The organism is Paraburkholderia sp. SECH4 (genome assembly GCF_030511745.1).
Lineage (GTDB): Bacteria > Pseudomonadota > Gammaproteobacteria > Burkholderiales > Burkholderiaceae > Paraburkholderia > Paraburkholderia madseniana.
Map to the genome: position 1 here is coordinate 47,275 of NZ_JALOCP010000031.1, position 23,379 is coordinate 70,653.

General features: G+C 62.9%; 23 protein-coding genes. 18 read left to right on the forward strand and 5 right to left on the reverse strand.

Going from position 1 to position 23,379, the window contains the following annotated elements:
- The first annotated feature begins 104 nt into the window (after window positions 1-104).
- From M0D67_RS31410 to M0D67_RS31460, 11 genes are all read left to right on the forward strand, one after another.
- The gene (locus M0D67_RS31410) at window positions 105-1,151 is read left to right on the forward strand and encodes an LLM class flavin-dependent oxidoreductase (RefSeq protein WP_154563625.1); all 1,047 of its coding nucleotides are present in this window, start codon (window positions 105-107) and stop codon (window positions 1,149-1,151) included.
- 47 nt (window positions 1,152-1,198) lie between these two features.
- A complete protein-coding gene (locus M0D67_RS31415; RefSeq protein WP_266240908.1) occupies window positions 1,199-2,671 on the forward strand; it encodes an aldehyde dehydrogenase in 1,473 nt (490 codons plus the stop codon).
- A 10-nt stretch (window positions 2,672-2,681) separates the two neighbouring features.
- Window positions 2,682-2,996 carry an NIPSNAP family protein gene (locus M0D67_RS31420; RefSeq protein WP_154563629.1) on the forward strand — a complete coding sequence of 105 codons (315 nt, stop codon included), beginning with the start codon at window positions 2,682-2,684 and terminating at the stop codon, window positions 2,994-2,996.
- A gap of 60 nt (window positions 2,997-3,056) precedes the next feature.
- Window positions 3,057-4,118, forward strand: a complete 1,062-nt coding sequence (locus M0D67_RS31425) for an ABC transporter substrate-binding protein (protein ID WP_308112620.1) — start codon at window positions 3,057-3,059, stop codon at window positions 4,116-4,118.
- 85 nt (window positions 4,119-4,203) lie between these two features.
- A complete protein-coding gene (locus M0D67_RS31430) occupies window positions 4,204-5,037 on the forward strand; it encodes an ABC transporter permease (protein ID WP_266240940.1) in 834 nt (277 codons plus the stop codon).
- 1 nt (window position 5,038) lies between these two features.
- A complete protein-coding gene (locus M0D67_RS31435) occupies window positions 5,039-5,836 on the forward strand; it encodes an ABC transporter permease (RefSeq protein WP_154563633.1) in 798 nt (265 codons plus the stop codon).
- The gene (locus tag M0D67_RS31440) at window positions 5,833-6,915 is read left to right on the forward strand and encodes an ABC transporter ATP-binding protein (RefSeq protein ID WP_168435831.1); all 1,083 of its coding nucleotides are present in this window, start codon (window positions 5,833-5,835) and stop codon (window positions 6,913-6,915) included. Before M0D67_RS31435 ends, M0D67_RS31440 begins: the two co-directional genes overlap by 4 nt.
- A gap of 91 nt (window positions 6,916-7,006) precedes the next feature.
- The gene (locus M0D67_RS31445) at window positions 7,007-7,699 is read left to right on the forward strand and encodes a GntR family transcriptional regulator (protein WP_154563635.1); all 693 of its coding nucleotides are present in this window, start codon (window positions 7,007-7,009) and stop codon (window positions 7,697-7,699) included.
- Window positions 7,700-7,884: 185 nt separating this feature from the next.
- Window positions 7,885-8,472 (forward strand): amino acid synthesis family protein, encoded by a 588-nt coding sequence (locus M0D67_RS31450; RefSeq protein WP_154563637.1) that lies wholly within the window; start codon window positions 7,885-7,887, stop codon window positions 8,470-8,472.
- On the forward strand, window positions 8,462-9,289 hold the full coding sequence (locus tag M0D67_RS31455; protein WP_154563639.1) for an alpha/beta fold hydrolase: 828 nt from the start codon (window positions 8,462-8,464) through the stop codon (window positions 9,287-9,289). Before M0D67_RS31450 ends, M0D67_RS31455 begins: the two co-directional genes overlap by 11 nt.
- A gap of 11 nt (window positions 9,290-9,300) precedes the next feature.
- Window positions 9,301-10,227, forward strand: coding sequence for a flavin reductase (locus M0D67_RS31460; RefSeq protein WP_266240909.1), 927 nt, complete (start codon window positions 9,301-9,303; stop codon window positions 10,225-10,227).
- A 49-nt stretch (window positions 10,228-10,276) separates the two neighbouring features.
- Here M0D67_RS31460 and M0D67_RS31465 read toward each other — a convergent pair whose 3' ends face one another.
- From M0D67_RS31465 to M0D67_RS31480, 4 genes are read right to left on the reverse strand one after another with little or no spacing between them, the layout of a single operon-like run.
- The gene (locus tag M0D67_RS31465) at window positions 10,277-10,372 is read right to left on the reverse strand and encodes a 4Fe-4S dicluster domain-containing protein (RefSeq protein ID WP_266240910.1); all 96 of its coding nucleotides are present in this window, start codon (window positions 10,370-10,372) and stop codon (window positions 10,277-10,279) included.
- Window positions 10,373-10,425: 53 nt separating this feature from the next.
- Window positions 10,426-11,367 (reverse strand): electron transfer flavoprotein subunit alpha/FixB family protein, encoded by a 942-nt coding sequence (locus M0D67_RS31470; protein ID WP_301717697.1) that lies wholly within the window; start codon window positions 11,365-11,367, stop codon window positions 10,426-10,428.
- A complete protein-coding gene (locus M0D67_RS31475) occupies window positions 11,364-12,137 on the reverse strand; it encodes an electron transfer flavoprotein subunit beta/FixA family protein (RefSeq protein WP_266240941.1) in 774 nt (257 codons plus the stop codon). The genes M0D67_RS31470 and M0D67_RS31475 overlap by 4 nt, the downstream gene beginning before the upstream one ends.
- Before the next feature lie 46 nt (window positions 12,138-12,183).
- Complete coding sequence (locus M0D67_RS31480; RefSeq protein WP_266240911.1) at window positions 12,184-13,371, reverse strand: FAD-binding oxidoreductase; 1,188 nt, start codon at window positions 13,369-13,371, stop codon at window positions 12,184-12,186.
- A 186-nt stretch (window positions 13,372-13,557) separates the two neighbouring features.
- Here M0D67_RS31480 and M0D67_RS31485 point away from each other — a divergent pair, with 186 nt between their 5' ends.
- Entirely contained in the window at window positions 13,558-14,523 is a 966-nt protein-coding gene (locus tag M0D67_RS31485; RefSeq protein ID WP_266240912.1) for a LysR family transcriptional regulator, read from the forward strand.
- Between the two features lie 258 nt (window positions 14,524-14,781).
- Here M0D67_RS31485 and M0D67_RS31490 read toward each other — a convergent pair whose 3' ends face one another.
- Window positions 14,782-15,387, reverse strand: coding sequence for a helix-turn-helix domain-containing protein (locus M0D67_RS31490; protein ID WP_154563653.1), 606 nt, complete (start codon window positions 15,385-15,387; stop codon window positions 14,782-14,784).
- A gap of 224 nt (window positions 15,388-15,611) precedes the next feature.
- Here M0D67_RS31490 and glnT point away from each other — a divergent pair, with 224 nt between their 5' ends.
- From glnT to M0D67_RS31520, 6 genes are all read left to right on the forward strand, one after another.
- Window positions 15,612-17,000, forward strand: coding sequence for a type III glutamate--ammonia ligase (glnT, locus tag M0D67_RS31495; protein ID WP_266240913.1), 1,389 nt, complete (start codon window positions 15,612-15,614; stop codon window positions 16,998-17,000).
- 11 nt (window positions 17,001-17,011) lie between these two features.
- Complete coding sequence (locus tag M0D67_RS31500) at window positions 17,012-17,920, forward strand: glutamine amidotransferase family protein (RefSeq protein ID WP_266240914.1); 909 nt, start codon at window positions 17,012-17,014, stop codon at window positions 17,918-17,920.
- Window positions 17,908-18,597 carry a protein glxC gene (locus M0D67_RS31505; RefSeq protein ID WP_266240915.1) on the forward strand — a complete coding sequence of 230 codons (690 nt, stop codon included), beginning with the start codon at window positions 17,908-17,910 and terminating at the stop codon, window positions 18,595-18,597. The genes M0D67_RS31500 and M0D67_RS31505 overlap by 13 nt, the downstream gene beginning before the upstream one ends.
- A gap of 25 nt (window positions 18,598-18,622) precedes the next feature.
- Window positions 18,623-19,984, forward strand: coding sequence for an FMN-binding glutamate synthase family protein (locus M0D67_RS31510; protein ID WP_154563659.1), 1,362 nt, complete (start codon window positions 18,623-18,625; stop codon window positions 19,982-19,984).
- Window positions 19,985-20,064: 80 nt separating this feature from the next.
- Window positions 20,065-21,501, forward strand: a complete 1,437-nt coding sequence (locus tag M0D67_RS31515; RefSeq protein WP_154563661.1) for an APC family permease — start codon at window positions 20,065-20,067, stop codon at window positions 21,499-21,501.
- Window positions 21,502-23,319, forward strand: coding sequence for a bifunctional protein-serine/threonine kinase/phosphatase (locus tag M0D67_RS31520; protein WP_266240916.1), 1,818 nt, complete (start codon window positions 21,502-21,504; stop codon window positions 23,317-23,319).
- Window positions 23,320-23,379: the final 60 nt, after the last annotated feature.

The window sequence follows — 23,379 nt, forward strand, 5'->3', positions numbered from 1 at the left end:
ATACCAACCGCGGCGTCCCAGCGGTCGACACGGAGCGACGGCGTCCTTCAACGAGCGCCGGTCGCGGCAGGACCGACTCCCAGCTTTCTGCATACAGGTCGATCATGAAATTCTCGCTGTTTGCTCATATGGAGCGTTACGACGCTGCCACGCCCCACCGGCAACTCTTCGACGAGCTGACCGAACTCGTTCGGATCGCGGAAAAGGGCGGTTTTGAAACCGCCTGGATCGGCGAGCATCACGCGATGGAATTCACGATCGCGCCCAATCCCTTCATCAACCTTTCGTATCTGGCCGCACGCACCGAGCGGATTCGCCTCGGCACGGGCACGGTGATCGCGCCGTTCTGGCATCCGATTCGCCTCGCGGGCGAGGCCGGCATGGTGGACGTCGCGAGCAACGGGCGGCTCGACCTGGGCATTGCGCGTGGCGCCTACTCGTTCGAATATGAACGTCTGTTGCCCGGACTCGATGCTTTCGGCGCCGGCGCCAGAATGCGTGAACTGGTTCCTGCGTTGCGCCAGTTGTTCAAGGGCGATTACGCGCATCAGGGCGAGTTCTGGTCGTGGCCGTCCACCACGCCGGTACCGCGTCCTGTCCAGCAGCCCCATCCGCCGATGTGGCTGGCCGCACGGGATCCGAACTCGCATGAATTTGCGGTACGCAACGGCTGCAATGTGCAGGTGACCTCGCTCGCCGCGGGCGACGGCGAAGTCGTCAGTCTGATGGAGCGCTTTAACGCAGCTTGCAAGGCTAACCCCAATGTTCCGCGGCCGCAGATCATGATGCTAATGCACACCTTCGTCGGCGCGGATGCCGCCGAAGTCGACACGGCCGTCGAAGACCTGTCGCGCTTCTACTGCTACTTCAGCAAGTGGTTCAAGAACGAGCGTCCGGTGACGCAGGGCTTCATCGAGCCGTTGACCGACGCCGACATCGCGTCGTTTCCGCAATACGCGCCGGAGCAGATTCGCAAGAATCTCGTGATCGGCCAACCGGGTACCGTGATCGACCGTCTCAAACAGTATGAGGAACTCGGTTTCGATCAATACAGTTTCTGGGTCGACAGCAACATGAGCTTCGAGCGCAAGCGCCGCTCGCTTGAACGCTTCATCTCCGATGTGATGCCTGCCTTCGCCGCGCACGGCTGATTGCCGGTCGTCCTCGAATCGACGTTCTGCACTCAGGAGCAGAAGTTATGTTGAAGTCGTTCCAGCATTACATCGACGGTGAGTTCAGCGAGGCGGCCGACACCTTTGACAGCGTGAATCCCGCGACCGGCGCCGCATGGGCGACGATGCCCGCAGCCAGCGCGGCGGACGTGGACCGCGCGGTGAACGCTGCGGACCGCGCGTTGTTCGCGCCAGAGTGGGCGGGTCTGACGGCCAGTCAGCGCGGCAAGTTGCTATACGGGCTCGCGGACCTCGTTGCGGCGAACGCGCTGGAGCTCGCGCAACTCGAAACGGCGGACACGGGCAAGATCATTCGCGAGACGCGCAGCCAGATCGGCTACGTCGCCGAGTACTACCGCTATTACGCGGGCGTCGCCGACAAGATCCAGGGCGCCTGCCTGTCCGTCGACAAACCCGATATGGACGTTTTCCTGCGACGCGAGCCGGTGGGTGTGGTCGCCGGTATCGTGCCGTGGAATTCGCAGCTGTTTCTCTCGGCCGTGAAGATCGGACCGGCGCTCGCCGCCGGTTGCACGATCGTCCTGAAGGCGTCTGAGGAAGGCCCTGCGCCGCTGCTCGCATTCGCCAGACTCGTGCATGAGGCGGGCTTTCCGCGGGGCGTCGTTAATATCCTGACCGGTTTCGGCGTGGACTGCGGCCGCGCGCTGACGAGTCACCCGCTCGTGTCGAAGATCGCGTTCACGGGCGGCCCAGACACCGCGCGTCAGATTGTGCGTAACTCCGCCGGGAACCTCGCGGCAACGTCGCTGGAACTGGGCGGCAAATCGCCGGTGCTCGTTTTCGACGACGCGGATGTAGACAGCGTCAGCAACGCGGTGATCGCAGGCATCTTCGCCGCGAGCGGGCAAAGTTGCGTGGCGGGTTCGCGCCTGTTGGTGCAGCGCGGCATCCGTGACCGGCTGCTCGCGCGGCTCATCGAAAAGGCGCGCGCGATCAGGATCGGCGATCCGCAGGACGTGGGTACCGAAATGGGGCCGCTCGCGACGCGCAAGCAACGCGATCACATCGAAGCCGTGCTCGCTGCCAGTCTCGAAGCGGGCGCCACGCTGCTGACGGGGGGCGGCCGTCCAGAAGGACACGGCGAGGGTTTCTTCTTCGAACCGACCATCGTCGATTGCCCGTCATCCACCGTTCCAAGCGTCGCGCAGGAGCTGTTTGGTCCGGTGCTGAGCGTCATGACTTTCGACACTGAAGCCGGAGCGCTCGCGCTCGCCAACGATACGAAGTATGGCCTTGCGTCGGGCGTGTTCACGCGCGATCTGACGCGCGCGCATCGGCTCATTCGGCAATTGCGTGCAGGCATCGTGTGGGTCAATACCTATCGCGCCGTGTCGCCCATCGTGCCGTTCGGCGGATATGGCTTGAGCGGCCTCGGGCGCGAGGGCGGCCTCGATGCGGTGCTCGACTACACACGTACCAAATCCGTCTGGATCCGTACGTCGGACGACCCGATCGCCGACCCGTTCGTCATGCGCTAAAGAGGCTGACATGTACTACGAAATCCGCACGTACAAGATCAAAACAGGCGCGGTGCCCGCGTATCTGAAGCTGGTCGAGGAAGAAGGCATCGAACTGCAGAAGCGCTATCTCGGTGAACTCGTCGGCTACTTCTTCTCGGAGATCGGGCCGCTGAACCAGATTGTCCACATGTGGGCATATCCGAGTCTCGACGAGCGCGAAGCGCGCCGTCAACGGCTTGCGGAAGATCCCGCATGGCAGGCTTTCATTCCGAAGATTCAGGCGCTGATGGAAACGATGGAAAGCAAGATCATGAAGCCCGCCGCGTTTTCGCCGCTGAAGTAAGCACCGTATTCGCAAACCGTCCTCTCGAAGCCAGCCGTATCCTTTCAAGGAGCAGTCGTCATGAAGCAAGCGCTACGTATGCCCGCGCGGGCGCGCGCAGTGGCCGTCACTGTGGTTGCCGCTGTGGCCGCCACAGCGGCCGTGTTGATCCATGCGCCGGTGTCAGCGGCCCCCGCGCCGATCGTATTCGCCAGTTGGGGCGGGACGACGCAGTCGGCTCAGCAGAAGGACTGGACGCAACCGTTCACGCAGGCATCGGGCATTCAGGTCCTGATGGACGGCCCGACCGATTATGGCAAGCTCAAGGCCATGGTCGACAGCGGCAACGTGCAGTGGGACGTGGTCGACGTCGAAGGTGATTTTGCGTATGCGGCGCTGCGTGACGGCCTCGTCGAACCGATCGACTATTCGGTGGTGGACAAGGCGCAACTGGACCCGCGCTTCATGTCGGCGGGCGCTGTGGGCAGCTTTTACTATTCGTTCGTGCTTGGCTACAACAAGGCGGCGTACAAGAGCGGCGTGCCGGCGAACTATACCGATCTGTTCGACACGAAGCGCTTTCCCGGCAAGCGCACGTTCTACAAGTGGTCTGCGCCCGGCGTGCTCGAAGTCGCTTTGCTCGCCGACGGCGTCGCGCCTGACAAACTCTATCCGCTCGATCTCGATCGCGCCTTCAAAAAGCTCGACACGATCAAGAGCCAGATCGTCTGGTGGAGCGGCGGCGCTCAGTCGCAGCAATTGATGGCATCCGGCGAAGCGCCGATCGGCGTGTTCTGGAACGGCCGGCTGCATGCATTGCAGCAGACCGGTGTGGACGTGGGCATATCGTGGAATCAGAACCTGACCGCAGCGGACATGCTGGTCGTGCCGAAGGGCACGAAACATAAAGCCGAGGCCATGAAGCTCCTTGCCAGCGCGACGGGTGCACAGGCCCAGGCGAATTTCGCGGCGGAAACCGGTTATGCGCCCGTCAATCTGAAATCCGCCGCGCTTCTGCCGCCGGATGTCGCGAAGACCCAGCCGGATCAGTACAAGACGACGCAGATCAATCTCGACATGAAGTACTGGGCCGATCACCGCGATGAAATCGCGAAGCGCTGGTACGCGTGGCAGTCGAAGTAAAGCGCCGCCGGACGAACCCAGCGAAGGAGTCATCATGTCGAATGCCGTCAGTACTATCGCGGAACCGCCGGTCGTGGCGCCGAAGATGACAGTCGGCCTCAGGAAAATCCGGCTGATCGCGCCGGCGCTGTTCCTGCTGGTTGTGTTCTTCGTGTTGCCGGTGCTTTCGCTGCTGCTGCGCAGCGTGCTGGAGCCGACGCCCGGCATTCAGAACTACGCGCAGCTATTCGGCTCGACCACCTATCTGCGCGTGTTCGGCAATACGTTTTTCGTCGCTTCGGTGGTGACCGTCGTGACGGTTGTGATCGGTTTTCCGACCGCGTGGCTGCTCGCGATCGCGCCGCGTTGGATCGGCAAGCTGATGTTCGCGATCCTGCTGCTGTCAATGTGGACCAATCTGCTTGCGCGCACTTTCGCATGGATGGTGCTGCTGCAACAGACTGGCCCGATCAACCGTTTGCTGATGTGGCTTGGCGTGATCCATGAGCCGTTCACGCTCGTGAATAACCTCACCGGTGTGACAATCGGCATGACCTACATCATGTTGCCGTTTCTCGTGATGCCGTTGCATGCCACCTTGCGCGCGATCGATCCGACCACGCTGCGCGCCGCCGCAATCTGCGGCGCGACCCGCTGGCAGGCATTCTGGCGGGTGCTGGTGCCGCTCGCGATGCCAGGCATTGCGAGCGGCGCGCTGATGGTGTTCGTGATGGCGCTCGGCTACTTCGTCACACCCGCGCTGTTGGGCGGCCCGGAATACATGATGCTTGCCGAACTGATCGCCCAACTTGTCCAGCAGTTGCTGAATTGGGGGCTGGCGGGGGCGGCCGCGTTCGTGCTGCTGCTCGTCACGTTGTCGTTGTACGCGGTGCAGCTTCGCTTCTCGAGCCGCGCCGTGAGCGCCACAGGAGTTCACTGACATGCTGCTCGATTTCGATCGTCTTGGCCCGTTGCGCTGGCTGCTGCTGAGCGTCGGCGGAGCGGTGTCGCTGTTCCTGCTGCTGCCGGTGCTGTTCATCGTCGCGCTCTCGTTCGGTAATTCGCAATGGCTGATGTTTCCTCCACCCGGCTGGACGCTGCAGTGGTACGGCATGCTGTTTGCCGATCCGGGCTGGCTCGACTCGCTGCTGACGAGCGTCGAGCTGGGGCTCGTCGTGATGGTGCTGTCGGTAGTGCTGGGGCTGCTCGCGTCGCTGGCGCTGACACGCGGCAATTTTCGTGGACGTGCCTTGCTCAAGGCGTTCTTTCTGACGCCGATGGTGCTGCCCGTCGTCGTGCTCGCCGTTGCGCTGTATGGCTTCTTCCTGCGTATCGGCTTGACCGGCACGCTGGTCGGTTTCGTGATCGGCCATCTGATCATCGCGTTGCCGTTTTCGATCATCGCGATCAGCAACTCGCTGGAAAGTTTCGACACGTCGCTCGAGGATGCCGCGCTGATCTGCGGCGCCGGGCCGCTTGAAGTGAAATGGCGCGTCACGCTGCCGGGTATCCGGCTCGGCCTGTTTGCGGCGGCGATCTTCTCGTTTCTTGCGTCGTGGGACGAGGTCGTCGTGTCGATCTTTATGGCCAGCCCGACGCTGCAGACGTTGCCGGTGCGCATCTGGAGCACGCTGCGGCAGGATCTGACCCCGGTGATCGCCGCCGCGTCGTCGTTGCTCGTCGGACTGACCGTCGTCCTGATGTTGCTGAGCCTTGTATTGAAGAGAGGTAAATCGTGAGCGCGCCGTTTTTGCAGATTCAGCGTCTTCGCAAGACCTACGATCAGGTCGTCGCCATCGATCAGGTGTCGCTCGACATCGAGAAGGGCGAGTTCATGACTTTCCTCGGGCCGTCTGGCTCGGGCAAGAGCACCACGCTGTACATCGTTGCGGGCTTCCAGTCGCCGACCGACGGCCGCGTGTTGCTCGACGGCAAGCCGCTGCTGTCGGTCGCGCCGAACCGCCGTAACATCGGCATGGTGTTTCAGCGCTACACGCTGTTTCCGCATCTGACGGTCGGCGAGAACGTCGCGTTTCCGTTGCGCGTGCGACGCTGGGCGGAGGCGAAAGTGCGCGCGAAAGTCGATGAAATGCTCAAGCTCGTGCATCTGGCCGATTGCCGTGACCGGATGCCCGGGCAGTTGTCGGGCGGCATGCAACAGCGTGTCGCGATTGCGCGTGCGCTGGCCTACGATCCGCCAGTGCTGCTGATGGACGAGCCGCTGTCCGCGCTCGACAAGAAGCTGCGTGAAGAACTGCAGACCGAACTGCGGCGCATTCATCAGCAAACCGGTGTCACGATCCTGTACGTGACGCATGATCAGGAAGAGGCATTGCGCCTGTCCGACCGGATCGCGGTGTTCAACAAAGGGCGCATCGAGCAGGTCGGCACGGGTGAGGATCTTTACCGAAAGCCGGCGTCGCGCTTCGTGGCAAGCTTCATCGGCAATTCCAACTTCCTGCCGGTCACGTTGGCCGGCGGCCATGCGGACTCGCATGCGGTGTTTCCCAACGGCAGGCCGGTGCCGATCGCGGGCTGCGACCATGCGCTTAACGCGGGCGACGGCGGCGCGCTGATGCTGCGGCCCGAACAGATCCGTATCCGCGTGCAGGCGCCGCACATGGCGAACGATGGCTTGCCGGTCGTCGTGCGTGACATCACGTATCTGGGCGACACCATGCACTATTCGGTGGCGACGCCCTGGCAGCAGGAGATCGCGGTGCGCACAGCGGTGGGCGCCCATGAGGCGGGGCTCGCGGTGGGCGCGCAAGCCTGGCTCGACTGGGACCGCGCCCATGCGCAGGTGTTTCCCGCATGACGCGCGGCATCGCGGTCCGTAGCCGACGACTGTGCGATACTATGGTATTCCAAAAACCAACTGACCCAGCATCTCGCTTGGGAAGCTCGCCATGATCGAACAGATGCGCGTTGACCGTAGTGCGCCGACCCTTCGCGAACTCACGCTCGAGAAGCTGCGCGAGGCCATTTCGCAGGGCTTCTATCGTCCAGGCGACCGGTTGATAGAGCGAACATTGTGCGATCAGCTTGGCGTGAGCCGCACCGTGGTGCGCGAAGTGCTGCGCCATCTGGAAACGGAAGGGCTGGTGGAGACGGTCGCGCATTCCGGCCCCATCGTCGCGCGGCTCGATCCGGAACAGGTGCAGGAAATCTACGAGATTCGGGCGTTGCTCGAGTCGGAGGCGGCCCGGGCTTGCGCCGAGCTTGCAACGCCCGCGCTCGTGAAGCAGTTGCGCGAAATCCGCAAGGAAATCGAAGACGCTTTCGACAAGTCCGACTTTCGCCGGGTGTTGGCTTACACCGAACGCTTTTACGAAGCGATGTTCGCGGGCGGCCACAAGCTGATGATGCATCAGGTGGTCAAATCGCTGAACGGCCGCATCAACCAGTTACGTTCGGTGACGATCTCGTCGCCGGGGCGCGGCGTGGATTCGAATCGCGAAATGAACAAGTTGTTGAGCGCGATTGCAAAGAAGGACGGCGCTGCGGCTGCTGCCGCGTCGCTCGAGCATGTGCGGCGCACGGCAGCCATCGCCATGGCCACGCTCGCCGAGCGTGTCGCGGATCAAAGCGAAAGCGCCTGAACACTTCGTATCGTTCGCCAGAAAAACCGTCGCGCGCGACGGTTTTTTTTCGTCCGTGCACTGAAGGGAGTCTCGTAAACCCGTCGTCGGGATGAAAAATCTTGCATACGCTAATATGGAATACCATAATACTCACAGCGCGCCGCGCACTGAGCCAAGGCGCATCTGTCTCCGGAGGAAGTCTGATGAAGCTCGAGATTCGCAAACTGATCACCTATGTGGAAGACACGTTCATCGAAGGCGGCAAAGCTGCTGCCCGGCCGTTGAAACTGTTCGCGGCTGCGGCGGTGCTGCGCAATCCATGGGCCGGGCGCGGCTTCGTCGAGGACCTGAGGCCGGAGATTCACTCGCTCGCGCCGCAACTCGGTGAAGTGCTGACGGCCGAGATTCTGCGCATCGCCGGTTCCGGCGATGCGGTGGAGGGTTACGGCAAGGCGGCGATCGTTGGGACGTCAGGTGAAGTCGAACACGCGTCGGCGCTGATTCATACGCTGCGCTTTGGCAACAAGTTTCGCGAAGCGGTCGGCGCTAAAAGTTATCTGAGCTTTACGAACCTGCGTGGCGGCCCGAACTGCCCGGTCACGATCCCGTTGATGCACAAGGGCGACGAAGGCATGCGCTCGCACTACCTGACCATCCAGTTTTCGATCATCGACGCGCCTGCGCCGGACGAACTCGTGATTGCGCTCGGTGCGTCGATTGGCGGGCGGCCGCACCACCGGATCGGCGACCGCTATCAGGATCTGAAGGAGCTGGGCTCCAATGAAGCGTGAAACCGACATCGCAAATGCGTCGATGAAAGGCGTGTTTGACGGCACGGCCTACAGCGTGGCCGGCGAGGGTGATGTCCTCGTGCTGATCCATGGCGTGGGGATGAATCGCTGCGTGTGGGAGCCGCAGGTCGCAGCGTTGAGAGCGCACTTTCGTGTCGTTAGCTACGACATGCTAGGACACGGCGCGAGCCGGCTGCCGGCCGCGTCGCCGCAACTGGACGAATACGCGGCGCAGTTGCTGGCGCTGCTGGATCACCTCGGCATTCGGACGGCGCATGTCGTCGGTCATTCAATGGGTTCGCTGATCGCGCTCGAATTCGCATTGCGCTACCCGCCGAGGGTGACGAGCGTCACCGCGCTCAATGCGGTGTACGACCGCACGCCGTCGCAACGGGCCGCCGTCATGCAGCGCGCGGCGTCGCTGAACGGCGGGCTCGACCAGCCGAGCATCAATGCCACGATCGCACGCTGGTTCGACGACCCGGTGCCGGGTCATCTGGCGAACGTCGCGGAGCTCGTGCGCTCGTTGCTGGAGAGCGTCGATCTCGAAGGCTATGCGCGCGCGTACCGGCTTTTTGCGAGTTCGGACCAGGCGCATCTGGGCCGCTTGCCGCAACTCGCGATGCCGGCGCTGTTCATGACCGGCGAATGCGATCCGAATTCGAGTCCGGCGATGTCGGAGTCAATGGCGGCCGCAGCGCCGCTCGGCCGCGCCGAGATTATTGCCAACGAACGGCACATGATGAACGTCACGGCGCCGTCGATTGTGAATCAGCGGCTTCTGCACTTTATTCGCGATGTGAGCCGTCAGTCCTGAGGAGCAGCGCCATGACCGATTCTTCTTTTGACATCATCCAGTTTCGCCGCGCGTTGGGCGCGTTCGTCACCGGCGTGACGGTGGTGACGACGATCCAGCCGGACGGCACGCCGCGCGGTTTTACAGCGAATTCGTTCACGTCGGTGTCGCTCGATCCTGCCTTGATCCTCGTGTGCATCGCCAGGACCGCGTCGAGCCATCCGGTGTTTTCGCAGACGCAGCGTTTTGCGGTCAGTGTGCTTGCGGAAGACCAGCGGCCGGTGTCGGGCGTGTTCGCGTCGAAGAGCGCGGACAAGTTCGCACAGGTCGCCTGGCACGCACGGCGCACCGGCAGCCCGGTGATGGACGGCGCGGCGGCGAGCTTCGACTGCGAGACGCATCAGGTGGTGGACGCCGGCGATCACATCATCCTGATCGGGCGCGTGGTGGACTTCACGCATTCCAGCGCGACGCCATTAGGGTATTGCCGCGGCGCGTATGTGAATTTCAGTTTGTCGCAGGAAGCGTTGGCGGCGACTGGCCAACGTGCGCAAGTCGGCGCGATTCTCGAACATGCCAGAGGGCTCGTGCTGACCAGGACCGCGAGCGGATTGCAGTTGCCTACCGGCACGCGGCTCGAACCGCCGGCGGACGCTACGAGTTTGCGCGGCGTGCTTGACGCTCTGAAACTGAACGTCAACCTCGATTTTCTGTTCGCGGTGTTCGAGGAGAAGGGCGTCACGCACATCTACTATCGCGGGCGCGTGGTCGACGACGCGCCGGCAGTCGCGGACGTCCGCTATGTGCCGCTCGACGCGATACCATGGAACGAGATTCGCGACCCGGCCGTGCAGTCGATGCTGCGCCGCTACGTGAAGGAGCGGACCGAAGATGCCTTTGGCATCTATGTCGGCGATGTCGAAAAAGGCACCGTGCAATCGCTGATGGCAAATGCGTGAATGCATAAGAAAGGCGGCTTCGACTCCGAAGCCGCCTTTTTTACGGCGCTCACATGTTCGCGTAGTTCGGTCTATCACCACCTTCCGGCGTGACCCAGACGATGTTCTGGGTCGGGTCCTTGACGATCAGTGCGTTGCTTGCCATAGGGTTCTCTTAGCGGTCCGCCAGCGGTTCAATCGCGCCCGCCAGATGAAGCGTCATCGGCTCGTGCCTGCTGCACCGACATGCGCTTCGATCTCGCCCACCACCTCGAACAGATCGCCGACGAGCCCGATGTCCGCGACCGAAAAGATCGGCGCGTCCGGATCTTTATTAATTGCGACGATGGTCTTCGAGTCCTTCATCCCGGCCAGATGCTGAATCGCGCCGGAGATGCCGAATGCAAGGTAGACGTCGGGTGCGACCATCTTGCCGGTTTGCCCGACCTGCGCGGTATTCGGCGCGTAGCCGGCATCCACCGCGGCCCGCGATGCGCCGAGCGCCGCGCCCATCTTTTCCGCCAGTTCGCCGAGACGATCCATGTTGTCCTTCGATGCCAGACCGCGCCCGCCCGCGACGACGATCCGCGCGTCGGGTAATTCGCGGCCAGTCCGTGCCGATGCCTGGCGCTCGACGAGCTTCGTCCGGCTAAAGCCCGCAGCCGGTTCGAGCGTCACGCGTTGCGCGTTGCCGCCGCTGTCGGTCGCCGGCGCGAACGACGACGCCCGAAATGTCGCGAACGTCACGGCGCTGGCCGTGTTCACATTGGCGATGACGCTTCCCGCATAAAGGCCGCGCACGAAGCCGCTATCGCCATCAACCGCGACCACGTCCGGAATGAATGCGCCGCCGGCTAGCGCGGCGGCGCGCGGCAATGCACTGCGACCGAGAGTGCGATGACTCGCCGCGATCAGCGAATACGCCTCGTGGATTGCGTGCAATTGCGCGGCGAGCGTTTCAGGCACGACGTGCTCATTCGCTTCGTCGGTCATCACGAGCACACGTTCAATGCCGGCGATCTTTTCGACAGAGGCTGCAAGCGCGGCATCAGGCAATAACACGTCAACCGGCCGACCGTACTGCATGGCAGCGCTGATGACCCGAAGCGTCGCATCGGCAAGCCGTCCACCTTCCGTTTCCACAACGACAAGGCTTCTCATGCCGACACTCCTGTTTGATCGAACACGTGCCGCTCGGCCAGTGCTGCGATAAGCGCGGAGGTATCGGCGACCTTGATTCCCGGCTGGCGAACCGGCGGATCGCTGAGTTTGACGATGTGGGCCTGCGGCGCGAGTTCGACGGCCAGCGTGGCGGCGTCCACGATCACGAGCGGCTTCTGCTTCGCCTTGACGATACTCGGCAAGGTCACGCGGCGCGGCTCGGCGAGGCGAAGGTCGGCACTGACGACAGCCGCGCCTTCGAGCCGCCACGTCGCCGTGCCGGTGTCGTCGTCGCACATGATGGACCAGCCTGTGCCATCGGCCGAGAGTGCGCCTGCGTTCAACGCCTGCGGCCAGTCGAGCAGGGCGGCGAGCATGGCGGCGACACCACCGATGTCGCCGTCGATCGCCTGCTTGCCGCATAGCACGAGGCCGTACTCGCGACTCGCCATATGAGCGTTCAGCAGACGCGCCACCGCGAGCGAATCGAGCGTGGCGGTTGCCGCCGATGTGTCGATCAGCACGGCATCGTCGGCACCCATCGCGAGCGCCGTGCGCAACACGTCCTGGCTGGCTTGCGTGCCGCACGTGATCACCGTCACCTTCGATGCAACGCCGGCTTCCCTGAGTTGCAATGCCTTTTCGACCGCGCATTCGTCGAACGGGTTGAGCGACATCTTAAGGCCGGTGGTGTCGATCGAACCGTTCGACGAGACCCTCACGCGGACGTTGGCGTCCACCACGCGCTTGACTGGAACCAGAATGTTGATTGTCATGACTTGAGCACCCTTTACGTCCTGTATTTACGTCCAGTAGTCAGGAGACCGCGCCCGAGCCATACTTGCCCACCAGTAGCGCGCCACTGGCGAACCGGTCGAGCGCATAGGGTGCGAGAGAAACATCCGTGGGCTGGCCGAGCGCATGCTGCGCGAGGATCTTGCCGATGCCCGGCGACAGCTTGAAGCCGTGCCCGGAGAAGCCAAAGCCGACAACGAGACCCTCGATATCGGCGACCTTGCCCAACACCGGATTCCAGTCGGGCGTCACGTCGTACACACCGGTCCATGACGAAGCGAGACCCGCGGCCTCATAAGCCGGGAAGCGTTCGGCGACCTGCGCGCCGACTTCGGCGACATAGTCGAGCGAGATATCGCCCTGTTCGGTTTCCGGCGAGTTCAGCGTTTCGCCCACCACGCCTTCGGACACGAGCATCTGGCTGCCGCCATAGCTGCGGTAATAGAGCATGCCGGCCGAGCCGAGGTCCTTGAACGCCGGCATCTTGAACGAATACGCGGCACCGTCGCATTCGAGCGCAAGCACCGTGTGACGCTCCGGCTTGACCGGCAGCGGCACACCGATCCAGCCGGCGAGTTCAGGCGTCCAGATGTTCTGCGTGCTGATGAGAGTGCCGCAACTGAAGTTGCCCGCGCTGGTTGCGACGCCGGTGATCCGGCGTCCTTCGCGGACGAGGCCCGTGACCGTCACGCCTTCCATGATCTTGACACCGCGCCGGCGCGCCGAACGGGCGAAGCCGGTCGCCACCAGATAGGCATCCGCAAAACCCGCCTCCGGTTCATAGCCGATCAGCGCGGCGTCGTCGAAGTTCGCGATCGGCAGGCGCTCGTGCGCTTGCGCCCTGTCGAGTAGTTGCACTTCGATGCCCATCTCCTGCTGCGTGGCGAGCGAGGCGCGCAGCGGCTCCAGCTTGTCGCCGTCGGGCGCGCAGATCAGATAGCCGCATTTGACGAGACCACAGGACGCTTCGTCGTCGCCGAGATAGTCAGCGAAATTATTGAATGCCCACCACGAAGAGCGCGCGAGTTCGACGTTCTGGCGCACCGAATAGTGCGTGCGCAACAGGCCGGACGACTGTGACGTGGTGCCCGCGCCGATCGTGCCCTGTTCGATAACCAGCACGCTTTGCGCGCCCAGGACGGCGAGATGATGGGCGACCGACGCGCCGATGACGCCAGCGCCAATCACGATGAAATCGTAGTGGCTCATGTGGACCTCTGTGTAGGCAATGAGGCGAATTCTAGGAAAACGTTGGCCGCGCCAATTTTGTATTAGGCAAACTTATGGCGAGCCAGTGCAATTTCTCATCCTGTGCACCAATCCTGCGAACCTCGGCACCATGCTGTCGTGTCGCACAGGATGACCGGCATGTCACCCACGCGAGCGGAGCATTTCATGAGACGAACCCCGACCCCGATCGATCTGCGCGCGTTGCAGGCTTTTGTGGCTGTCTGCGACAGCGGCTCGATGACGGGCGCGGCGAAGCAGCTCGGCGTGAGCCAGAGCGCCATCAGCCAGTCGATTGCCGCGCTGGAGCGAGATCAGGGCCTGACGCTGTTCGATCGCGAGAGCCGTCCGCCGCGCCCGAACGTAGCGGGGCGCGCGTTGCTGGAGTTGGCGGGGCCGTTGATCGAACACGCGCAGATGGTGAGCACCCGCATCGGCGATGCCTCGCAGGCCGGCAAGATGCCGGTACGCCTGGGGTGCGTCGATTCGTTCGCGGCCACTGTCGGGCCTGAATTGATTCGTGCGGTGTCGAATTCAGAGCGGCAGATTTCGATGTGGTCCGGTCTCACGCCGGGGCTTAGCAAACAGTTGCACGACCGCGAACTGGATATCGCGATCTGCACGCAGACCACGCTGAGCGACGCACGGATCGTCGAAGTGCCGCTGTTTTCCGAGGCATTCGTGGTGGTGGTTGCACGCAGCCACTTGAGCGGACGCCGCAATATCGACTGGCGCACGCTCGCGCTCGAACTGCCGCTGATCCGCTACACGGCGCGCTCGGTCATCGGCCAGCAGATCGAGCGTTTCGCGCGGCATCTGGGTATCAACAGTCCGCGGCGTTACGAGTTCGACGCGACCGATCCGCTGCTGAGTCTGGTGGCCGCGCGGGTGGGATTCGCGATTTCGACCCCTTTGTGTCTGTGGCAGGCGCGGCACTATCTGGACGATATCGCGGTGATGCCGTTGCCGCCGAGCCGCCTCGGGCGGCGCGATTTTTTCCTGCTGCATCGCCAGGGCGAGTGGGAACAGTTCGCCGGCGACATCGTCATGCTGACGCGCGGCGTGCTGGATAACGCGATTCAACCGTCGCTCGCGCGGGCGCTGCCCGATCTGCCGGACGATGCATTGCGCTGATTCAGGCGCGATAGCGCGCGTTTGTATAAGTGTTGCTTTTAACGCTGCTTAACCGCACACCTCGTTTTTGTGCAAAGTCGCACCAGTCACAGCGACGATGTGCACCGCAGTCAGGCTGATGAACCTTTCAGCGTCGAAATCAGGAACGACGCATGGCGCCCAAAGCGTTTATTGGTGGGAATCTTTGATTCACTCAGATAAACATGGCACAAACGTTGCATTGATAGAGGCATCGACTGAGACGGCCGCAGCGAGCGATCAGTCAGTTGCACTCGATTGCGGATACACGAAGATCGACAGGAATTGAATGGGCGTCTTGATCAGGCGTTCCGGACCGTGCGGTATCTCGCCCTGGAAGGTGAGGGTGTCGCCAGGATGAAGAATGTAGGTTTGCTGACCGTGGCGGTATTCGATCACGCCCTTGAGCATGTGAATGAATTCGGTGCCCGGATGCTGAAACACGGGAAAGCGTTCGGCTTCGTCCTCCATCGTGATCAGGAAGGGTTCGAAAAGCTTATGCGGACCTTGGTCATAGGCAAGCAGGTGATAGGTGTGGCCGCTTTTGGTGCCCTTGCGCACCACTTCCATGCCGCTGCCTTTTTTGACGAGTTGTGCACCGCCTTGCGGCACGTCGAAATTGCGGAACAGCATGGAGAGCGAAACGCCGAGTGCCTGGGCGATGCGGTTGAGGACCTCGAGACCTGCGGAAGTCTGCGCGTTTTCGATCTTCGAGAGCATGCCGCGGCTGATGCCGGCCTGAGCGGAAACCTGAGCAATGGTCAGGCCGTGGCGTTGGCGTAATTCGCGAATGGTGTTGCCGAGGTAGCGTTCAAGCGGCGTTTTATTGTCTTCACCGATTTGCATGTAAGCCTCACGTAAAAGGAAAGCGTAGCAGATTGCCGCGCCAAGTCACGCGCAAAGAGTTTCACAAAAAGAATCTTTGTTTCTCACCAATAAAGTATCCGGCCGATTGAAAACAAGCTCGAAGCGCGCCAAAACCGGCGTTCGGGAGCGTGTTGCGTAACCCGGTCACACGCGTTGTGTGTGGCTTTTCCAAACCACGAAAGATGCAGTTGCAAGGAGTGGCGATGAACCTGAACGATGCGAGCAAGCTGCCGGTCAACGAGCTCGGATGCGTGCCCCGTTTCGGCTCGGCGGAAGAGGCGCAAGCGTATCTGACGCAGCAGGGCGTGAAGTACGTGCTGGCGCAGTTTGTCGATATTCACGGCGTGGCCAAGGCGAAATCGGTGCCGGTCAGTCATCTGAAGAGCGTGTTGAAAGCGGGTGCCGGTTTCGCGGGGTTTGCGATCTGGGGAGTCGGTATCGAGCCGAACGGCCCCGACTATATGGCCGTCGGCGATCTGGCGACGCTCACGCCGGTGCCGTGGCAGCCGGGTCTCGCACGGATCGTCTGCGACGGTCATGTGGATGGCGAAGCGTGGCAATACGATTCGCGCGTGACCTTGAAGAAGCAGGTCGCACGGATGACCGAGCGCAACTGGACGCTCTTCACAGGTCTGGAGCCGGAATTCTCGCTGCTGCGCCGTTCGGCGTCCGGCACGCTGGAGCCATGCGATCCGAGCGATACGCTCGCCAAGCCGTGCTACGACTACAAGGGACTCTCGCGTACGCGCGTCTTCCTGGAAAAGCTCACCGAATCGATGCGCGCGGTCGGCATCGACGTCTATCAGATCGATCACGAAGACGCCAACGGGCAGTTCGAAATCAACTACACGTACACCGATTGCCTGACCTCGTGCGATCACTACGTGTTCTTCAAGATGGCAGCCTCCGAGATCGCCAATGAACTCGGCATGATCTGCTCGTTCATGCCGAAGCCGTTCGCGAACCGTCCCGGCAATGGCATGCACATGCATATGTCGATCGGCGACGGCGAACGCAATCTGTTCGCGGACCCGTCGGACAGGCTCGGCATGGGCCTCTCCAAGCTGGGCTACCAGTTCACGGCGGGCCTGCTCGCGCACGCGCCGGCGCTGGCCGCGCTGTGCAATCCGACGGTGAACTCGTACAAGCGCCTCGTTGTTGGCCGTTCGCTGACAGGCGCAACGTGGGCGCCGGCCTACATCAGCTACGGCGACAACAACCGTTCGACGATGGTGCGCATGCCGGGCGAGCGCATCGAACTGCGCTTGCCGGATGGCGCATGCAATCCGTATCTCGCGACGGCGGCCGTGATTGCCGCGGGGCTGGACGGCGTCGACCGTGGTCTGTCACCGGGCGACCCGGCTAACGAGAATCTCTACGAGTGGTCGCCCGCGAAACTAGCCGAACACGGTATCGGCGTGCTGCCGCAAAACCTCGAGCAGGCGCTCGATGCGCTGGAAAGCGACCGCGTGATCTGCGACGCGCTCGGCCCGGTTGCCGATGAATTCCTCAAGCTCAAACGGATGGAGTGGCTCGAATACATGCGCCACGTTTCGGACTGGGAACTGAAGACCTACCTCGAATTTTTCTAAGGAGAAGCACCATGTGCGGAATTGTGGGCTTGCTGGTCAAGACGCCGGCATTGCGCGAACGGCTCGGCGAACTGATGGTGCCGATGCTGATCGGCATGACCGAGCGCGGACCGGATTCGGCGGGCCTCGCGGTGTTCGGCAAACAGGTCGATGCGAGCCAGCGCAAGCTGAGCATCTACGCGGGCTTCACCGACGAAGGCGCGGACTTCGCATGGCAACCGCTGCTGGACGCATTGAACGCGGCGATGGACGTGACCGCCCGTGCCGATGCGAAGGGCAATCATGCGGTACTGACGGTGCAAGGTAATGTCGAGCGCGTGAAGACGTGGTTGCGCGAGCGCTATCCGAAGCTGTATCTGCTGTCGAGCGGCCGCTCGATCGATCTGTACAAGGATATTGGCTCGCCGTCGCAAGTCGCCGAGCGCTATGACTTTGCGAACCTGACAGGCTCGCACCTGGTCGGCCACACACGCATGGCGACCGAATCGGCGGTGACGCCCGACCGCGCGCATCCGTTCACGGCCGGCGACGACTTCTGCCTCGTTCACAACGGCTCGCTCTCGAACGCGCATGGTGTGCGCCGCAAGCTCGAACCGCAAGGCATTCACTTCGATACCGACAACGATACCGAAGCCGCCTGCCGCTTTCTCGAATGGCGGCTGCGCGAAGGCGACACGTTGCCGGTCGCCTTGCAGAAGGGTTTCGAAGAACTCGACGGCTTCTACACGTTCCTGATGGGCACTTCGACCGAACTCGCGCTGATTCGCGATCCGTTCGCGTGCAAGCCGGCGGTGGTCGCGGAAAACGACGACTACGTCGCGATCGCTTCCGAGTTCCGTTCGCTCGCGCATCTGCCCGATATCAAGAACGCCAGGGTCTTCGAACCCGCACCTGAGGAGATGTATGTATGGAAAGCCTGACTTTCGATCTGGCGCGCACAACGGTCCGTGAGCTGAACCAGTTCCTGCACAAACCGGCGAGCGAACTGGAGGGCCAGGCGGTGACGGTCGTCGCGCCGAATGGTGCGCATAACCTCGCAGTCGGTGTGGATGCGCCGGTGCAAGTGACGATCGCCGGTCACGCCGGCTATTACGCGGGCGGCATGAACAAACACGCGACGATCGAGATCGACGGCAGCGCGGGAACCGGCGTCGCGGAAAACATGATGAGCGGCAAGGTGCATGTGAAGGGTTTCGCGTCCAACGGCGCGGGCGCTTCGGCGCACGGCGGCCTGCTGGTGATCGACGGCGATGCGGGCCTGCGCTGCGGTATTTCGCTCAAGGGTGGCGACATCGTGGTGGGCGGCTCGGTGGGCAGCTTCTCGGCGTTCATGGCGCAGGCGGGCCGCATGGTGATCTGTGGCAATGCGGGTGATGCACTCGGCGACTCGCTTTACGAAGCGGTGCTGTACGTGCGCGGCGACGTGAAATCGCTCGGCGCGGACGCGCAGTACGAGCCGATGACGCAGGCGGATATCGACGCGGTGCGCGCGCTGCTGACCGCCGCTGGCATGGACCACGACCCGGCGTCGTTCAAACGCATCGCCTCCGCTCGCACGCTCTATCACTGGAACGCCGACGCGAACCAGGAATATTGAACACACGCTCTCTAAGAAGGCCCCCATGGAAGCCAAATCCGTTCAATTCGTCCGCTTGCAGCAGGAAGAGTCGCAAGGCTACGACCGCAAGACGATCGACTATATCCACGCCGCCGCGCAGCGCGGCCTCTACGAAATTCGCGGTCTGGGCGCGAAACGCCGTGTGCCGCATTTCGACGATCTGCTGTTTCTCGGCGCCTCGCTGTCGCGCTATCCGCTCGAAGGGTATCGCGAGAAATGCGCGACGCAGACCGTGCTCGGCACGCGCTTCGCTAAAAAGCCGGTGGTGCTGGATATTCCGATCACGATCGCCGGCATGAGCTTCGGTGCGCTGTCCGCGAACGTGAAAGAAGCGCTCGGCCAGGCCGCGACCGCGATGGGCACCTCGACCACCACCGGCGACGGCGGCATGACGCAGGAAGAGCGCCGCTCGTCGAAGACGCTGGTCTATCAGTGCCTGCCGTCGCGCTACGGCTTCAATCCGGACGACGTGCGCCGCGCCGATGCGATCGAAATCGTGATCGGCCAGGGCGCGAAGCCGGGCGGCGGCGGCATGCTGCTCGGGCAGAAGGTCAATCCGCGCGTCGCCTCGATGCGCACGTTGCCGGCCGGCGTCGATCAGCGTTCGGCGAGCCGTCACCCTGACTGGACCGGCCCGGACGATCTGGCGATCAAGATTCAGGAACTGCGCGAAATCACCGATTGGGAAAAACCGATCTACGTGAAGGTCGGCGCAACCCGCACGTTCAACGACGTCAAGCTCGCGGTGCATGCGGGCGCGGACGTGGTGGTGATCGACGGGATGCAGGGCGGCACGGCGGCGACGCAGACCTGCTTCATCGAGAACGTCGGCATTCCGACGCTGGCCGCGGTTCGCCAGGCTGTGGACGCGCTCGAAGACCTGAATATGAAAGGCCAGGTGCAACTGATCGTCTCGGGCGGCATCCGCACCGGTGCTGACGTGGCGAAGGCATTGGCGCTCGGCGCGGACGCGGTGGCGATCGGGCAGGGCATGCTGATGGCGCTCGGTTGCAACAGCGACACGTACTTTCAGAACGGCGCGCTGCATTCGGCGGCGGCGGACTATGCGGCGCTGAACACGTCGCCGGGTTTCTGCCATCACTGTCACACGGGCAAGTGCCCGGTCGGCGTGACCACCCAGGACGCGGTGCTCGAACAGCGTGTGCAGCCCGATGAAGGCTCACGCCGCGTGCGCAACTACCTCAAGACGCTAAACATGGAACTGACGACGATCGCGCGAGCGTGCGGCAAGCAGAACGTCCATCACCTCGAACCGGAGGATCTGGTTGCGCTGACGGTCGAGGCCGCGGCAATGGCGCGCATTCCGCTCGCGGGTACTTCCTGGATTCCCGGATGGACCAAATGAATTGAATTGTTTTGAGTTTTTTGACTGTGGAAAAGTTGAGTGCATTCAACCTTGATTCACCAATCTATCAGGAGCCCGACATGAGCACTCCGCAAAGCACCACGCAAGCAGCGCCGGCACCATCCGGCGGTCTGCGTGCCGGCACGTTAGGTTTCCCCGAGGTCATCGGCCAATCTATCGCGAACCTTTCACCGACCTTCACGCCGTCGATCAACGTGACCGCGATCGCGGCGCTGGCCGGTGCGGGCACATGGTTGATTTATGGTCTTTCGACGCTCGGGCTGCTGCTGGTGAGCATGAGCATCATCGCGCTCTCGAGCCGGATCGCGTCGGCCGGCTCGTTCTTTATCTATATCTCGCGCGCGCTTGGGCCGATGGCGGGCGGCATTGCCGGCTGGGGTCTGATCGCAGCTTACGTGGGCACTGCAATGGGGGTTGGCGCCGCAGGCGTAGTGTTCGTGCAGAACGCTTTTACGGCCTGGGGTGTCAATATCCCGTCGTGGGCGGTCTACACGATCTTTGTCGGCCTGGCCTGGTTCTTCTCGGCGCGTGACGTGAAGCTCTCCTCGCGCCTGTCGCTGGCAATCGAAGCCGCTTCGGTGGTGATCGTGGGCGGTGTGCTGATCTATGTGCTCGCGCTGCATCCGGACCATATCATCGACCATACGCAACTGGGGCTGCAGGGCGTGAGCGGTAAGGGCATGGCACAGGGCATGGTGCTCGGCATCTTCTCGTACGTGGGTTTCGAGAGCGCGGCCTCGCTCGGCCAGGAAACCAGGAACCCGCTGCGCGTCATTCCGCGCGCGGTGGTCTGGTGCGTGATCCTGTCGGGCCTGTTCTTCATGTTTGTGGCCTATTCGATGACGATCGCCTACCACGACGACGCAGCCAAGCTCGGCGGCGATTCGGCCGTGCTCAGCACCTTGCTCACGAGCGTCGGCGCCTCGCCGCTCGGTCCGGTGTTTTATCTGATTGCCTCGGTCAGCGCGTTCTCGTGCGTGCTTGCGTGCATCAACTCGTCCAGCCGTCTTCTGTATTCGATGGGCCGCTATCAGTTCGTGCATCGCTCGATGGGCATGGTGCACCGCACGCATCAGACACCGTACATTGCCGTTGCGTTTTCCTCCATCGTGACTTTCGTGGTGTGTATCGCGATGCTCGGCACGGGACCGCTCAACACCTTCGGCTATACCAGTACGTTTGCGACCTTTGGCTTCCTGGTCGTGTATTTCCTGGTCGCCATCGCGGCACCGGTTTATTTGAAGAAGCAGGGCGAGCTCAAGACTAGCAACGTCGTGTGGGGCGTGCTCGGCGCACTGGCGATGGTCGGCGCGGTGATCGGCAGCGTGTATCCGGTGCCCGATTATCCGTATAACATCCTGCCGTATCTGTTCGTTGCGTATATGCTGGTTGGCGCAGTCTGGTTGTTGATGCTCAAGAAGCGCTCGCCGCAGGTGCTCGAGAAGATCGAGCACGATCTGGAAACCAGCGACGTGATGACCCACGGCAAAAAGTAAATGAGTGAACCCTTCTCCCAGGATAGCTTGCCCGCACCGAACACCAGCCAGGTGCCAGACGATCCAGAGGGAAGGCCTGCTAGCGGTCGCGGAATGGGCGGCCAGGAAATCGATCTGCAATTGAGGCCGGAGCGCGGCGAGTGCGCCGCGCTCGAGATCGGTTGTGTTTCTTTCCCTGCCCGCGCCCGCGGGCAGGATCACATCAACGAAGACTACGTCGGCGTGATGCTCGGCGATCTGGCGGCGCGCGCCGCGCGTGGCAGCGTGATCGCTCTCGCCGATGGCGTGAGCGGCAGCAAGGGCGGACGGGTCGCAGCCGAACTCTCGGTGCGGACCTTTATCGATGCCTATTACGGGCTCGCCGACACCTTGCAGCCCGGCGTGGCCGCTGCGCGCGCGCTCGAGGCAATACACGGCTGGCTGCATCAGATCGGCCGCGTCGACCCAGCACTGAAGCAGATGTCCGCGTCCTTTGCGGCGCTGATCGTGCGCCGCGCTACCGCGTATCTGGTCGCGGCCGGCGATGTGCGGCTCTATCTGCTGCGCGATGGCCAACTGACCCAGCTCGGTGACGACGACGTGGTGCCGGTCGCCTTCGGTTCTTATGTGGCTCACGCGGTCGGCATGCTTCCGACGCTGGTGACGCGCATCGAAACGCTTGAGCTGCGCGAGGGCGACCGACTGCTGATGTGCTCCGACGGACTCTATCGCCGCGTGCCGATGCGCGAACTGCAGACGGTGCTGGCGGCGCGCGGCGGTGCGCTCGAAACGGCACGGCGGCTGGGCGCGCTGGCGCTGACGCGCGGCTCGCAGGACGACGTGACGAGCGCGGTGCTCGATGTGGGCGCCCTGCCTTCGCTCGATGTCGGTTACCTCGAACGTGTGGTCGGCGTTTTGCCTATTCCGGCTGTTCCCGACGCCGGCGAGGTGGTCGACGGATATCTGCTCAAGAGCGTGTTGAGCGATGGCTTCTATTCGCGGATTTTCGCCGGCTACGATCTGGCCGATCCGAACACGCCGCTGGCGCTCAAGTTTCCCAAGCCGCGTGTCGAGCAGGACGAGAACGTGCGGCAGTCGATCGTGCGCGAGCGCTGGCTGGCCGGCAAGATCGGCGACGACGGCGTGCTCGCGCCGATGCCGATCGATGCCGACCGGCAAACCCGGCTCTATGTGGTGATGCCGCTCGGCGCAGGCGTCACGCTCGAAAAACTGCTGGCGGCGCCTCAGCCCATGGCACTGCCACGTGCGCTCAAGATCGCGCAACAGCTAGGCCATTCGATCGACGTGCTGAATCGCCGCAATATCTTCCATCGCGATATCAAACCCGAGAACGTGCTCGTGATGTGGGGCGATAGCACGCGCCTGCTCGATCTCGGTTTCGGTTATATGCCGGGCATGCAGTTGCCGGGCCCGGACGCCGCGCCGGGCTCGCCCGCTTATATGGCGCCTGAGTTGATGAAAGGCGCACAGGGCGATGCGCGCTCCGAGGTGTTCGCGTTTGGCGTGACCCTGTACCGGCTGTTCAGCGGCGGCAAGCTGCCCTACGGTTTTAATGGACGCGTGCCGCTCTATCAGTACCGGCCGGACGCGCCGCAATGGCTCGACCTGGTGCTGGAGAAAGCCCTGCAGACCGACCCGGCGCGCAGGTATCAGGACGTGCTCGAAGTCTGCGCTGATCTCGATCGTTTTTCGAGCGGTCGAGACGCGATGGCGCCGATTCGGCGCAAGCCCTTGCTCGAGAGCGATCCGGTGCTGTTCTGGCAGGTGGTCGTGGTGCTGTTGCTGGCGCTGCTGTTGTGGTCCTTGATGCGGCATTGAGCGGGGTTGGTGGCGCAGCCCCGCCGCGCTACCTGGCGCAAGCCGGGGCCCGTGCTGCAG

What these genes read in the sequence shown, in the direction of transcription:
- M0D67_RS31470 (WP_301717697.1), bottom strand. Translation starts at nt 11,367, where the DNA reads ATGAGAAGCCTTGTCGTTGTGGAAACGGAAGGTGGACGGCTTGCCGAT.
- M0D67_RS31445 (WP_154563635.1), top strand. Translation starts at nt 7,007, where the DNA reads ATGATCGAACAGATGCGCGTTGACCGTAGTGCGCCGACCCTTCGCGAA.
- M0D67_RS31485 (WP_266240912.1), top strand. Translation starts at nt 13,558, where the DNA reads ATGAGACGAACCCCGACCCCGATCGATCTGCGCGCGTTGCAGGCTTTT.
- M0D67_RS31465 (WP_266240910.1), bottom strand. Translation starts at nt 10,372, where the DNA reads ATGGCAAGCAACGCACTGATCGTCAAGGACCCGACCCAGAACATCGTC.
- M0D67_RS31510 (WP_154563659.1), top strand. Translation starts at nt 18,623, where the DNA reads ATGGAAGCCAAATCCGTTCAATTCGTCCGCTTGCAGCAGGAAGAGTCG.
- M0D67_RS31425 (WP_308112620.1), top strand. Translation starts at nt 3,057, where the DNA reads ATGAAGCAAGCGCTACGTATGCCCGCGCGGGCGCGCGCAGTGGCCGTC.
- M0D67_RS31415 (WP_266240908.1), top strand. Translation starts at nt 1,199, where the DNA reads ATGTTGAAGTCGTTCCAGCATTACATCGACGGTGAGTTCAGCGAGGCG.
- M0D67_RS31500 (WP_266240914.1), top strand. Translation starts at nt 17,012, where the DNA reads ATGTGCGGAATTGTGGGCTTGCTGGTCAAGACGCCGGCATTGCGCGAA.
- M0D67_RS31430 (WP_266240940.1), top strand. Translation starts at nt 4,204, where the DNA reads ATGACAGTCGGCCTCAGGAAAATCCGGCTGATCGCGCCGGCGCTGTTC.
- M0D67_RS31420 (WP_154563629.1), top strand. Translation starts at nt 2,682, where the DNA reads ATGTACTACGAAATCCGCACGTACAAGATCAAAACAGGCGCGGTGCCC.
- M0D67_RS31450 (WP_154563637.1), top strand. Translation starts at nt 7,885, where the DNA reads ATGAAGCTCGAGATTCGCAAACTGATCACCTATGTGGAAGACACGTTC.
- glnT (WP_266240913.1), top strand. Translation starts at nt 15,612, where the DNA reads ATGAACCTGAACGATGCGAGCAAGCTGCCGGTCAACGAGCTCGGATGC.
- M0D67_RS31490 (WP_154563653.1), bottom strand. Translation starts at nt 15,387, where the DNA reads ATGCAAATCGGTGAAGACAATAAAACGCCGCTTGAACGCTACCTCGGC.
- M0D67_RS31460 (WP_266240909.1), top strand. Translation starts at nt 9,301, where the DNA reads ATGACCGATTCTTCTTTTGACATCATCCAGTTTCGCCGCGCGTTGGGC.
- M0D67_RS31480 (WP_266240911.1), bottom strand. Translation starts at nt 13,371, where the DNA reads ATGAGCCACTACGATTTCATCGTGATTGGCGCTGGCGTCATCGGCGCG.
- M0D67_RS31520 (WP_266240916.1), top strand. Translation starts at nt 21,502, where the DNA reads ATGAGTGAACCCTTCTCCCAGGATAGCTTGCCCGCACCGAACACCAGC.
- M0D67_RS31455 (WP_154563639.1), top strand. Translation starts at nt 8,462, where the DNA reads ATGAAGCGTGAAACCGACATCGCAAATGCGTCGATGAAAGGCGTGTTT.
- M0D67_RS31505 (WP_266240915.1), top strand. Translation starts at nt 17,908, where the DNA reads ATGGAAAGCCTGACTTTCGATCTGGCGCGCACAACGGTCCGTGAGCTG.
- M0D67_RS31515 (WP_154563661.1), top strand. Translation starts at nt 20,065, where the DNA reads ATGAGCACTCCGCAAAGCACCACGCAAGCAGCGCCGGCACCATCCGGC.
- M0D67_RS31410 (WP_154563625.1), top strand. Translation starts at nt 105, where the DNA reads ATGAAATTCTCGCTGTTTGCTCATATGGAGCGTTACGACGCTGCCACG.
- M0D67_RS31435 (WP_154563633.1), top strand. Translation starts at nt 5,039, where the DNA reads ATGCTGCTCGATTTCGATCGTCTTGGCCCGTTGCGCTGGCTGCTGCTG.